The organism is Solwaraspora sp. WMMD1047, assembly GCF_029626155.1.
Classification (GTDB): Bacteria; Actinomycetota; Actinomycetes; order Mycobacteriales; family Micromonosporaceae; genus WMMD1047.
The window spans coordinates 5,878,970-5,891,663 of sequence record NZ_JARUBL010000001.1 but is presented as its reverse complement, the minus strand read 5'-3'; the positions used below and the strand labels follow the sequence as shown (position 1 = coordinate 5,891,663).

Below are 12,694 nucleotides of genomic sequence, written 5' to 3'. Positions count from 1 at the left end.
TCAGGCAACGGTTTCCGCCGGCTGCCGAATGACCGTAAAAAGTGGTCGCTGGCGCCTATACTCGTAGGCCCGGTCGGCGCGGTCGCCGGTTCTGGGAAACCGACTTGGGTGCTTTTGTGGCGGGCGACGGTCCGCACGCCGGGCGCTCAGCGTCGATTCCAGGTGACCTGACGGATGGTGAGGATTCGTCGAAACTGGACGGTCAGCGGTCCCGGTCGGTGCGGCTCTGCTCAACGAAGAGGACGTAGCTGTCCGGCCCGTCCGGTGCCGGCCCCGGCCCGGCCTCGGTGTCGATGTCGACGGCGACCGGTTGCCCGGGGAGCAGCACCCGTTCGTGGCTGAGCGCGGCTCCGGTTTCGGCATCGAAGATGACGGTGTCCTGGGCGCCGGGCTGTCCCGGCCGGCCCGGCGTGTCGATGCTGACCGCGATCCCGGCCCGTCCCATCCGGTCGAGGCGCATGCCCTGGTACGCGAGCCCGGGCAGCCCGGCGATCAGGCGCAGCACCGCCGCCCGCTGGGCCGGGTTCAGCACGTGGTCGTGGTAGGGGCCGATTGCCTGCCGCAGCCACTCGGCCGGTTCGGCGTCCGGTCGCAGCCGCCCGGCGAGCTGGTTGCGGAACGCGCTCGGATCGGGCGCCGGGGCCGGGTCGGGCAGCCACTCGCCCCGGTCGAGAGTGACCACCCGCCGTTGCGGGCCGTCTGCTCGGTCGACCGTGTAGACCCGCCGGCCGGACCCGTCGGCGGCCCACCAGAACTGGTCGTCCTGCCTGGTCTCGGGCGTCTCGGTCCCGGTCCCGATCCGGGTGGTGTCCCGGGACCAGGTTCGCACGTGGATGTAGGTGAAGCGGCCGAGCTGCGGCGGTTCGGAGCGGGCGACGACGCGGCCGGCCACCCCGGTCAGCTTCTCGGCGGCGGCGATGCCGAGGCCCGGGTCGGCCGGACCGGGAACCATCGACGGATCGGTCCGCGCCGGATCGGTCCGCGCCGGATCGGTCCGCGTCGGGGCGGACCCGGCGGGTCGCTCCCCGTCGGCCCCGCGGCCGTCGTCGGACCACCAGGTCAGCCTGCCGGCGACCCCGGCGCCAACCAGCAGGGCGGCGAGCACCACCACGGCCACTCCGGCCGGGGTCCGGCGCCGGGCCACCCGACCCGGCTCACCGAGCCGCAGGACCTCGCCGGTCTGCAGCGCGGTGATGATCGGCGGAGATCCCGTTGCCGAACGACCGGCCGGATCGGCGGCGGCCGGACCGGAGGTGGTGGCTGGCCCGCTGGTGGCCGACGCGCCGGGGTCCGGCTGGGCCAGGACGGGCGGTGATCCACCGATCACCTGGGCGTCCCCGGCGAGCCGCCGCAGGTGCCGGGACCAGTGGGCGATGTCCTTGGCTGATCCGCCGGCCGCGAAGAGCAGGTTGTCGAGGTGTCCTCCGGGGAGCGGCCGGCGATGATCGAGCACGGCGGCGATCTCGTCAGCAGGCAGCGGCACGACCCGCAGCCGCCCGATCTGTTGGCCGTCGTTGGCGGCCAGTCGCTGGCTCAGGATGTCGGGATCGAGCGGCGGATCCAGCTGTTCGGTCAGCAGCGTGGCGAGCCTCGCGACCAGTTCGGCGACGGTGGTGACCCCGTCCAGGTCCGGCCGGAACGCGCGGGTCGCCTCCTCGGCGGCGCGGAGGCGACGCTCCCAGTTCCGCCGCTCGCCGGGGTCGGTCACGCCGCAGGCGTCGATGATCCGCCGCAGGAGATCCCAATTGGGTAGCTTCTGGCCGTTCAAGGCACCGGAGATGACCGACGGTGGACGGCCGGCCCTCTTGGCGACCTCCCGCTGGATGAGGCCGGCGGCACTTATCAACTCGCGGAGCTGGCGGGCCAGTTGCGCCGCCGGTTCGTACCCCACGATCGGCTTTGGCCGGCGGCCACGGGCGCCGCTCGGCCGGGCGGGTTGCGCGTTCTCGTGCGACACCTCGCGGCCCTTCGGGAGGTGACGGCGTCCGGGTCCCGGACGCCGTCCAGCGGGTTCAGCGACGCTTGCGGATCCTGTCGGGGGGAGGTTCCGCCCGATGGTTGCAGCCAGCGGGCAATCCGAGCACACCTGGATAGTGCCATTCGGCATCGGCGGTAGGCCAGGCAGTTTGACAAAGCTTTGGACACAACGTGTCAGTAACCGGAATCACAACCGTTGGTTGTCCACAACGGAACGACTCGTGGTTGAATTTTCGGACTCTTCACCGATGGTTGAGTCAACTATCGGGTGGTCAGCCGATGGGCGACCGCGTGGTACTGTGTGCACTCAATGTAGTCGTGGGGTAACAGGTCTCCCGATTCGGCCTTTGAGGGTTCAGCGGGATCGGGGAGGGGGTCTCCCGTTGCAGCGGGAGACCCCCGTTCTGTCAGCTATCGGCTGGTCGGTCGCCCGCGTCGGCCAAGGGTGGGTCGAGGACCGGTCGCCACCGTCCATCAGGGGGCAGCGTGTCGTTGCGGGCGGCGGGAGTCACCCGGTCGTCGAGGTCCGGTGCCGGGATGACAAGCATCCGGATGACCTGCATGACAGGTCGCCAGACAGCCGGCCGGGCCGTGCGCCTGGTCCGGTGGTGGTCGTCGATGGAGTCGGGTCCGTCGCGATCGTGGTCGCCATTCATGGTGTCTGCCGTCCTTACAAGCGGGGCCACCGGGGTGGCCGAGGGTTCGGCCGATCGGACGATTCCGGAGGAATTGCAGCACCCGATCGGTCTCGCTATAGATCATTGGAGCCCACGCGGCGGTGGTCAAGCGTGTGGTGATAGTGGAACCTGGGGCGCATACCGACGGCTCGCGCAATGTGGCCGACGCTCGTTCCGAGCAATTCACGATCTGTCGAACAATTCGCTGACCAGGGTGAACGTCCGGTGAATAACGGCGCGGTGGGGGCGATCGCGGACGATTGTTCATTGGTCGACGCAACGACGAATGTCGATCATGCTCACCATCCGCAATTGGCTGGCCACGCATGGCGGGAGAAATCGGCCCAGAAGGGTTAACAAAGCGGTCGGGTGAGCGGCCTGCGGCACTCGACAGCCGTTGCGTACGGTGCCGCTCAGCCTACCTTGCGTGGTTGAGCGGATGGCCTGGCGCACGGACGGGAAGCCAGCGTGGTAGACCATCTGTCGTAACGGCTGGGTAGTGGATGCGAGGGGAGTCGGTGGGTGCCAACCGGAAGAGTGCTGCGGTTCGACGAGGCCAGGGGTTATGGCTTCATCGCGCCCGACATGGGTGGCGAGGATGTGTTTCTGCACGCCAACGACCTGGGCTCGGAGAAGTATCTGATCCGGCCCGGGGTGGCGGTCGAGTTCGACCTGGAGGCGGGCGAGCGGGGTCTGAAGGCGTCGGCCGTGCGGGTGCTGGGCGCGGCCGGTGGCCCCGGGGTGGCGGTGGAGGTCCGACGGCGGACGGTGGCGCCGAGCCGGTCGGCGGCCGGTCGGGAGCCCGGTGGGGCCGACGATGACGAGGATGTGCTCTGCGACGTGCTCTCGGCGGGGGAGCTGCGCCAGGAGCTGACCGAGGCGCTGCTCAAGGAGGTGCCCACCCTGACCGGCGGGCAGATCGCCGCCGTTCGGGAGAGCGTGCTCCGGTTGGCCGGACTGCACGGGTGGACCGAGTCCTGAGCAGGGTGGACCGGGTCTTGGCCGGCTGAGCTTCCCTTGACAACGAGGTAGGCCATTCATAGCCTTCTCGCTATTGGATCGTTTCAGTAGCCAGTTCGAACGTTAGCGATTGGATCGTTTCAAGCGCCTCGCCCGCGCGTGCGCCACCCACGCCCACGAACCGAGGAGACCGACTTGAGTTCGCGCCGCTTACCCCGTACCCGAACGGCGACCTCGACCGCCCGCGTCGCCGCCGCCTGCCTGACCACCCTGGCCCTCGTCGCGGCCGGCGCCCCCGCCGTCGCCACCCCCGGCGGCGGCGGACACCACCATCCCGGCCGGGGTGGGGTCCAGCTCGAACACCTCGACCGCGGGCTGGTCGCCGCCACCACCGCACAGGGGGTGTTCCTGAGCTGGCGACTGCTCGGCCACGAGGTGTCCCGCCCCGGCGCCACCGGCATGATCGGCGTCAACTTCCGGGTCTACCGCGACGGCCGGCCGATCGCCACCGTCACCGACAGCACCAACTACCACGACCCGGCCGGCACGGCCACCGCGAAGTACCGGGTCGCCGCGCTCGTACGCGGGATCGAGGTGGACCGCAGCGCACCCGCCTCCCCCTGGTCGGACGGCTACCTCGACCTGCCGCTGCGCCGGCCCGCCGACGGCGTCACCCCGGCCGGCGAGGCGTACACCTACTCGGCAAACGACATGAGCGTCGGCGACGTCGACGGCGACGGGCAGTACGAGTACGTCGTCAAATGGGACCCGTCGAACTCCAAGGACGTCTCCCAGGTCGGCTACACCGGACCGGTCTACCTCGACACCTACGAGCTGGACGGCACCCTGCTGCACCGCCTCGACCTGGGCGTCAACATCCGGGCCGGCGCCCACTACACCCAGTTCCTGGTCTACGACTTCGACGGCGACGGCCGCTCGGAGCTGATGCTCAAGACCGCCCCCGGCACCAAGACCGTCCGGTACGACAGGGCCGGCAACGTCGTCTCCGAGCGCCACATCACCATGCCCCGCGAGGACCGCCGGGCCGGCTACTCGCACGCCGACGACTACCGGATGAGCGCGGCCGACTACTACGAGCACGTCGTCGAGATGTTCCGCGGCTGGCACGCCCACCCGGAGGTGGTGGCGGGGAACTGGCCGGCCACCCTGGAGGCCGCCTTCGGTATCGAGCCGACCTACCGGTACCCGCTGTCGGACGCCGACGCGCGGGCCCTGGCCGACCACTTCATCGACGTGTACGCGCCGTCGCGCAGCGCCCGCAACGCACTGCGCAACTTCGCCGGCTTCATCGTCGACGGGCCGGAATACCTGACCGTCTTCGCCGGCGACACCGGTCGCGAACTGCAGACCATCCGCTACCGGCCCGGCCGGCACGACGACGGGCTGATGAGGGGCGACTACGCGATGTCCCGGATCGAACCCGGCAACCGGGTCGACCGGTTCCTCGCCACCGTCTCCTACCTGGACGGCCGTCGTCCGTCGGCGGTCTTCGCCCGCGGCTACTACACCCGCTCCACCCTCGTCGCCTACGACTGGGACGGGCGCCGGCTCCACCAGCGCTGGTACGTCGACAGCGGCTGGACGCCGATGACCAACCCGTTCAACGACGGACCGCACGGCCGGGACGGCACCGACCCCGAGTTCAAGACCCTGACCACGCAGGGTTTCCACTCGCTCAGCACCGCCGACGTGGACGGCGACGGCAAACAGGAGATCGTCTACGGGTCGGCCACCATCGACCACGACGGCAGCCTGCTCTACAGCTCGTTCGCCGAGATGCCGCCACAGAGCGCCAACCCCGGCAGCGTCGACCGGCTCGGCCACGGCGACGCCATGCACGTCGCCGACATCGACCCGACCCGACCCGGCCTGGAGATCCACACCGTGCACGAGGGCGGTGCCTGGGCGCCGTACGGCTACGCGCTGCGCGACGCCGCCACCGGCGAGGTGCTCTTCGGCGGCTACACCGGGGCGGACACCGGCCGCGGCATGGTCGGCGACATCCGGCCCGACCACCCCGGCCTGGAGACCTGGGCGGTGAGCGGCACCGGGCTGCGCACCGCGACCGGCGAGCTGATCCAGACCGCCATCCCCGGCACCAACCAGAGCATCCGGTGGGCGGCCGACATGTCCACCCAGATCGTCGACGGCGCCATCGACGTGACCCCGTCGATCGAGGACTGGCAGCGCGGCCGGCTGCTCACCGCCGAGGGCACCCGCACCAACAACTACACGAAGGGCAACCCGAGCCTGGTCGCCGACATCTTCGGCGACTGGCGGGAGGAGTTGCTGCTGCGCACCGTGGACAGCGACGCGATCCGGATCTACCTGAGCACCGAGGTGACCGACCGCAAGCTCTACACGCTGATGCACGACCCGCAGTACCGGGCCGAGGTGGCCCGCCAGCAGACCACCTACAACCAGCCGTCGTACCCCAGCTTCCACCTCGGCACGGACCTCGACTGGGCGACGGTGCCGGTGCCCGCCCGGCCGAGGCGGTGACCACCACCCCGCCCTGACCCGACATCCCGTCACCCGGGGAGGGCCAACCACATCGGCCCTCCCCGACTGCTGTTCCGCGGTGCGTTGAGACGCTGCGATGTCGCCAGGGCGACCACAAATCGTCCCAACGCCACCGCTTGTGAGAGCGCCCGTCGCGCGGGGGCGGTCGTAGGCTCTGGGGTGTGGGTGCGGTTACGGTGCGAACACGTCGGGTCGACCAGGTGGGGATCGCTGGTCGGGTTTCGGTGGCGGCCGGGGTCGGCGTGACGCTGCTGGTCGGATGTGCCGGTGAGCCGAGCGGAGGCGGGCCGAGCTGGCACGACCCCGGTGCCGCTGCTACGCCGGCCGCGTCCGTCACCACGGTGTCACCGAGCCCGCCGGCCGAGCTGCGGCTGGTCTTCGCCGGGGACGTGCACTTCACCGGTCGTACGCTCGGGCTGCTCGACGAGCCGGCGACGGCGTTCGGGCCGATCGCGGCGCAGCTGCGCGACGCCGACCTGACCCTGGTGAACCTGGAGACGGCGGTGACCGACCGGGGCAGCCCGGAGCCCAAGCGCTACCTGTTCCGGGCACCGGACACCGCGTACGCCGCGCTGCGGGCCGCCGGGGTGGACGCCGCGTCGTTGGCCAACAACCACGCCCTCGACTACGGGCAGGTCGGGTTGCGGGACACCCTGGCCGCCGCGTCGGCCGCCGACTTCCCGGTCTTCGGTGCCGGCCGCGACGCCGACGCCGCGTACGCCCCCTGGCTGACCACCGTGCGCGGCACCCGGATCGCGGCGCTCGGCATGTCCCAGGTGCACGAGCTGGCCGACCGCTGGAAGCCGACCGACTCCCGGCCGGGGGTCGCGATGTCCCACGACGCCGGTCGGGCCGTGGCCGCGGTCCGGGCGGCCCGGCAGCAGGCCGACCTGGTGATCGTCTTCATGCACTGGGGGATCGAGGGCTCGAACTGCCCGAGCGGCGAGATGACATCGTTCGCTAAGCGGCTGGCCCGGGCCGGCGCCGACATCGTGGTCGGCACGCACGCGCACACCCTGCTCGCCGACGGCTGGCTCGACGACACGTACGTGCACTACGGGCTCGGCAACTTCCTCTGGTACAGCACCTCGCACAGCACCGACTCCGGGGTGCTGCGGCTGACCGTGCGGGGCCGCGCGGTGGTCGACAACGAGTTCCTGCCGGCCACCGTCTCGGACACCGGCCAGCCGGTGCTCGTCACCGGCCGCGCCCGCGACCGGATCTCCGACCGGATCGCCACAGCGGCCCGCTGCTCCGGGCTGGCCGCCGCACCGAACTGATTCCGCGCCTTCGGTTCTCTTTCGGTCCGGTTGGTCTGATGACCTCACGGACGCCCGGCACCGGCACCTCTTCCGCCGGGTCGGGCGTCCCGACCGACCGACGGAGGGGACGCGAGATCATGCGAATCACGACAATCGCGGGGCTGGGGATCGCGGCGGCGGCCACCGCCGCGTTCGCCGCCGGATATCGCGGCCGGCGACAAGCAGCGGGTCTTCGACCGGTTCTGGCGGCGGGCACCGGAGAGCCGGGACGGCCGGACCGGTCTCGGGCTGGCCATCGTCCGGCAGATCATCGAGTCGCACCGCGGTCAGCTGGCGGTCTTCTCGGCGCTCGGCGAGGGCGCCACGTTCGTGCTCTGGCTGCCGGCCGGCGACCGCACCGACGACGACCCGCCGCCGACCACCTCGCCGCTGACCGCCAGCGGGTGACCGGCCCGCCGGTTCAGGGCGCGGCCGGTTCAGGGCGCGGCTGGTTCTGCCGGCCGGCCGAGCGGGGTCCGCACCAGCAGGCCGGCCAGCAGCAGGCCGATCAGCCCGCCGACCAGCGGCATTCCGGTCCACATCTCGACCACCGGTGGCACGTCGCCGACGACGGCCATCGCCACCGCGAAGTACAGCACCCAGGTGAGCAGCGCGGTGAGCCCGCCGAACGCCCAGTACGCGCCGGGCCGGTCCGCCGCCGGGCGCAGCCAGCGGGCCAACAGGTCGGCACCGAAGCCGGCGGCGATCAGCGCGGCGACCGTGGAGAGGTTGCCGAACGCCGTGATGGCCGCGCAGAGCCCACCGATGATCGTGAAGATCACGGTGCCGGTGCCGAACGGCAACCGCCAGTCCCGCGCCAGCAGCAGCAGCGGCCCGACCAGCATCGGGGTCGTCACCACCAGGTAGTTGGTGAGCAGCTCGGTGAAGAGCGGCGAATTGTCGCGGTCGAAGGTGAGCGCCCGGATGATGTCCGGCGCGGCCAGCGCCATCGCGTTGCCGTACTGCAGGAAGAGCAGGACCAGTGCGGCGGTGAAGCCGGTCGACAGCACCGCCGGCAGCAGTTGGCGTGCGGTCGGTGCCGCCGGCAGCGCCGGGTTGGCCCGGGCGGCGCGCAGCGGGCTGGCCAGGATCAGCACCATCGACGTGATCAGCAGCAGGTGGGTCGGGCTGAACAGGATGACGAGGTTCTGCTCGATGCCGAACAGCTCGTGCCAGAGGTAGTCGCCGGCGCCGGCGAGGGCGAAGACCGGCAATGCGAGCACGGCGGGGCCGTAGCCGACCGGCACGGCGTCCATTCCGCGCCGGCCGGCCTGGACGTTTTTCCAGACCAGCCAGGAGATCCAGGCCGCCGTGGCGGTGAAGCCCGAGTAGAAGACGGCGTGCCAGGGGGTGAGGAACGACTCCAGCTCGGCGAGGTTGTTGTGCGCCCAGGCGTCGAGGAAGAGCCCCAGCGCGAACCAGACCCCGAAGCCGATGGTGAAGAGGTTCTCGCGGTAGGTCGGGTGTGGCCGGAGGGTGGACACTGTGGTCGGCTGCTCCTGCTGCCTGACGTCGAACCGGCTGGTCACGATGGTGGCCCCTCTCGTCGTACCCCCGTCAGGGTCCGCCGCGTGCCGTCGTCGGGGCAGGGGCGGTCCCCGGACCACGGTACGGGTTCACCGCACCCGTCCGGATCGCCGGCAGCACCTCGGCGCCGAGCCGGGCGATGTTCGCCAGCGTCCGCTGCCGATCCCCGGCCGCCTCCACCATGAGCAGCAGGTCGCGGACTCCGGTCCGGGCCACCGTCTCGCCGAGACGGTCGAGGCAACGCCGCTCACCGCCGACCGGATGCAGGTCCAGCAGCCGTTCCAGGTATCGGTCCCGGTCCGGCCGGCTGCGGGCCGAACCGTCGATCCGGACGTAGCCGTCGGTGCCGGCGAGCAGCCCCGGTAGGCCGGCGCGGACCGTCTCGACGGCCTCGGCGTCGGAGTCCGCCAGGTAGGCGAGGTGGGCGCTGGCGTGCTCGATCGCCGCCGGGTCGTGGCCGTGCGCGGCGGCGGTGCGGGCGTACCCGGCCAGCAGCTCCGCCTTCTCCTCGTCGTCGGCCTGCATGCCGAGCAGCAACGGCAGGCCCCGCCGGGCCGCCAGCTCCACGGTGGATGGTGAGGTGGCGGCGATCCAGAGCGGCACCGGCCGGCGTGGACGCGGCACGACGGGCACCGGACGGAAGGTGAATTCCGGTCCGGCACCGCCGACGGTCTCGGCGCCGGAGAGCCAGGACCGCAGCAGGTCGACCGACTCCGCGAAACCGGTGGCGTAGCGGTCCAGGCCGGTGCCGAAGACCTCCAGGTCGACCCAGGGTCCGCCCCGGCCGACGCCGAGCGCGAACCGGCCGCCGGAGAGCTCGTCCAGCAGCACGGCCTCCTCGGCCAGCGCGACCGGGTGCCGGTTGGAGAGCACGCAGGCGGCGGTGCCGACCGTGATCCGGCTGGTGGTGCCGAGCAGGTGGCCGGCGAAGGCGACGGCGGACGGGCAGACCCCGTACGAGATGAAGTGGTGCTCGGCGATCCACACCCCGGCGAAGCCGGCGCGCTCGGCGGCCAGGGCGTAGTCGTGGGCGGCGGCGAGAGTCTGCGCGTGGCTGGTGCCGGGAAACTGCCCGGCGAGGAGGAACGCGTGTACGCGGGGGACGGACCCGGCGGGTGCGGGCATGGGCACTCCTTAAGCGGGCGGCACCTCAGCTCGAAGAAACGACAACCGTTCCCATGTTCATCCTAGGGGTGTGGGCGGGTCAGCGGGCGACCGACGGGCGGCGACAATGGAGAAATGACGCTGCGCGCGGTGCTGGCGCCACTGGTGCGGGCCTCGACCTATCGCCGGGGCGTCTTCCTGCTGCTCGGCGGCGTGATCCTGCTGCCCTACGTGCTGCTCGGTGTGGCGTTCACCCAGCTGCTGACCACCACCACCTCGCGCGGGGTGGCCGCCCTGCTGCTGGCCGTCGCGGTGGTGATCGCCGCGACCCCGGCCTTCCTGCGCGGCACCCGCTCGCTGGAGATCGCCGCGGCCCGCAACCTGCTCGACGTGGACCTGCCCGAGCCCGCCGCCTCGGCCCGGCTGGACCGGGAGACCCGGCTACGTTCCGCGCTCTGGATCGCCCTGCACATCATCTCCGGCGGCCTGGTGGTGACCGCCCTCTTCGTCCTGGTACCGATGGCGACGGTCCTGATCGCCCAACTGTTCGGGATCGGTCGGCGGGAGCTGTCCGCGGAGCGGTTCGGGCCGTTCGACGGCGGCGACACCGCCTACCTGCTGCTGATCGGCCTGCTGGCGCTCGCCGTGATCGGCTATCTGGTGGCCGGGCTCGGCGCGTTGGCCGTGTCGATGGCGCCGGTGCTGCTCGGCCCGTCGCAGACCGAGCGGGAAGCGGCGCTGCAGGCCCGGGCGACCCGGCTCGCGGAGCGCAACCGGCTCGCCCGCGAACTGCACGACTCGGTGGGCCACGCCCTGACCGTCGCCACCGTGCAGGCCGGCGCCGCCCGCGAGGTGCTGGAGACCGATCCGGAGTTCACCCGGCGGGCGCTGGTCGCCATCGAGGAGACCAGCCGGGCCGCGATGGCGGATCTGGATCATGTGCTCGGCCTGCTCCGGGAGCGCGATCCCGCCGTCGACCCCGACCCGCCGGTGGACGACGGCGCGAACCGGGCGCCGCTGCGCACCCTCGGGGACCTGGATCGGCTGGTCGCCGACACCCGCGCCACCGGGCTGCCGGTCATGGTCGAGGTCAGTGGAGACCCCACCCGGTTGCCGGCCGTGGTCTCCCGCGAGGGCTACCGGATCGTGCAGGAGGCGCTCACCAACGCGGTCCGCCACGGCGCCCGACGGCCGGTCACGCTCCGGATCGGCGTACCGGCCGGCGGGTTGGAGATCGACCTGGTGAATCCGCTGCCCGCCGGTCAGCACGGCTCCGGACCACGGTCGGGGCGCGGGCTGGCCGGCATCGGGGAGCGGGTCCGGCTGCTCGGCGGCGAGCTGACCGCCGGCCCGGACGACGGACGCTGGCGGGTCCGGGTCCGGCTCCCCACCGACGAGGAGGAACGGCGGTGACCGAACCCATCGGCGTACTCATCGTCGACGACGAGGAGCTGATCCGGGTCGGACTGCGGGCCATCATCGACGCGCAGCCGGACCTGACGGTGCTCGGCGAGGCCGCCGACGGGGCCGAGGTCCCGCCGCTGGTGGCCAGGCTCCGCCCGGACGTCGTCCTGATGGACGTCCGGATGCCGGCCATCGACGGCATCCAGGCCACCCGCCGGCTGGTCGCCGGCGCACCCTCCGCGCCGCGGGTCCTGGTGATCACCACCTTCGAGAACGACGAGTACGTCTACGAGGCGCTGCGCGCCGGCGCCAGCGGATTCCTGCTCAAGCGGGCCCGCCCGGCCGAGGTGGTGCAGGCGGTCCGGGTGGTCGCCCGGGGCGACTCGCTGCTCTTCCCGGCCGCGGTCCGCCGGCTGGTCGGGGCGTACGGCCGGCGCGCCGGTGACCGGCTGGGCCGGGCCGGGCTGACCGACCGGGAGGCCGCGGTACTGCGGCTGATGGCGGCCGGGATGTCCAATCAGGAGGTCGCCGCGGAGCTGGTGGTGGGGGTGGAGACGGTCAAGACCCACGTCGGGAACGTACTGGCCAAGCTGGGCGCCCGGGACCGGACCCAGGCGGTCATCGCCGCCTACGAGTCCGGCTTCGTGGCCCCCTCCGGCGGGGCGGCCCACTAGCAGCGTTCGTCGATGTATCCCGGGGTCAGCACCCGCGCATTGACCTCCCGGACCAGTGGCGCCAACTCGGGCATCTCGATCACCTCCACGCCAGCTGCCCGGAGCAGCTCGACGCCCTGACAATCCACGAAGACGGGCGGCTCCAGCAGCGCGAACACCACCCGGCGGAGGCCGGCGGCGAGGATCATCTGGGTGCAGGTCCGGGAACCGGACAACCGGTCGCTGCACGGTTCCAGCGAGCTGTAGATGGTCGCCCCCGCGAGATCCGGCGCCGGCCGGCGAACCGCCAGCCTGGCCAGTGCCGACTCCTCCGCGTGGATGCGCGGGCCGACGTCCCGGGAGTAGCCCTCGGCCAGCAGGGCGCCGTCGGCGCCCACCACGACCGCCCCGACGGAGAACGCGCTGTCCGTCGGCGGGCACCGGCGTGACAGGTCCACCGCCCTACCCAGCCAGTGGAGGTCGTAGCTGGTCCCCGTGGTCACCCGGCGATGCTACCGCCGGTCCGCAACCCGGGCCGCCGCCAGCC

The 12,694-nt window shown here is 72.1% G+C and carries 10 protein-coding genes; 6 read left to right on the top strand and 4 right to left on the bottom strand.

Features of this window, described 5'->3' with window-relative positions:
* Positions 1-202: 202 nt before the first annotated feature.
* A complete protein-coding gene (locus O7627_RS26830; protein ID WP_278096244.1) occupies positions 203-1,957 on the bottom strand; it encodes a helix-turn-helix domain-containing protein in 1,755 nt (584 codons plus the stop codon).
* 1,219 nt (positions 1,958-3,176) lie between these two features.
* Between O7627_RS26830 and O7627_RS26825 the strand changes: the two genes are divergently transcribed.
* The 4 genes from O7627_RS26825 to O7627_RS26810 all read left to right on the top strand — a co-directional run bounded on the left by O7627_RS26825 (position 3,177) and on the right by O7627_RS26810 (position 7,867).
* Positions 3,177-3,635: a cold shock domain-containing protein gene (locus O7627_RS26825; RefSeq protein WP_278096243.1), complete on the top strand. Its 459-nt coding sequence runs from the start codon at positions 3,177-3,179 to the stop codon at positions 3,633-3,635.
* 174 nt (positions 3,636-3,809) lie between these two features.
* Positions 3,810-6,137: a rhamnogalacturonan lyase gene (locus tag O7627_RS26820; protein ID WP_278096242.1), complete on the top strand. Its 2,328-nt coding sequence runs from the start codon at positions 3,810-3,812 to the stop codon at positions 6,135-6,137.
* A gap of 197 nt (positions 6,138-6,334) precedes the next feature.
* On the top strand, positions 6,335-7,438 hold the full coding sequence (locus tag O7627_RS26815) for a CapA family protein (RefSeq protein ID WP_278096241.1): 1,104 nt from the start codon (positions 6,335-6,337) through the stop codon (positions 7,436-7,438).
* 186 nt (positions 7,439-7,624) lie between these two features.
* Positions 7,625-7,867: an ATP-binding protein gene (locus tag O7627_RS26810; protein ID WP_278098447.1), complete on the top strand. Its 243-nt coding sequence runs from the start codon at positions 7,625-7,627 to the stop codon at positions 7,865-7,867.
* A 29-nt stretch (positions 7,868-7,896) separates the two neighbouring features.
* On the opposite strand, the gene O7627_RS26805 is transcribed toward O7627_RS26810, so the two are convergent.
* Both O7627_RS26805 and O7627_RS26800 read right to left on the bottom strand, forming a co-directional pair.
* Positions 7,897-8,988, bottom strand: a complete 1,092-nt coding sequence (locus O7627_RS26805) for a hypothetical protein (RefSeq protein ID WP_278096240.1) — start codon at positions 8,986-8,988, stop codon at positions 7,897-7,899.
* 28 nt (positions 8,989-9,016) lie between these two features.
* A complete protein-coding gene (locus O7627_RS26800; RefSeq protein WP_278096239.1) occupies positions 9,017-10,111 on the bottom strand; it encodes an LLM class flavin-dependent oxidoreductase in 1,095 nt (364 codons plus the stop codon).
* A gap of 114 nt (positions 10,112-10,225) precedes the next feature.
* On the opposite strand from O7627_RS26800, the gene O7627_RS26795 reads away from it, so the two are divergent.
* Positions 10,226-11,503: a histidine kinase gene (locus tag O7627_RS26795; RefSeq protein WP_278096238.1), complete on the top strand. Its 1,278-nt coding sequence runs from the start codon at positions 10,226-10,228 to the stop codon at positions 11,501-11,503.
* A complete protein-coding gene (locus tag O7627_RS26790) occupies positions 11,500-12,168 on the top strand; it encodes a response regulator transcription factor (protein ID WP_278096237.1) in 669 nt (222 codons plus the stop codon). The genes O7627_RS26795 and O7627_RS26790 overlap by 4 nt, the downstream gene beginning before the upstream one ends.
* Here O7627_RS26790 and O7627_RS26785 read toward each other — a convergent pair.
* Complete coding sequence (locus O7627_RS26785; RefSeq protein WP_278096236.1) at positions 12,165-12,650, bottom strand: dCMP deaminase; 486 nt, start codon at positions 12,648-12,650, stop codon at positions 12,165-12,167. The genes O7627_RS26790 and O7627_RS26785 overlap by 4 nt on opposite strands.
* Positions 12,651-12,694: the final 44 nt, after the last annotated feature.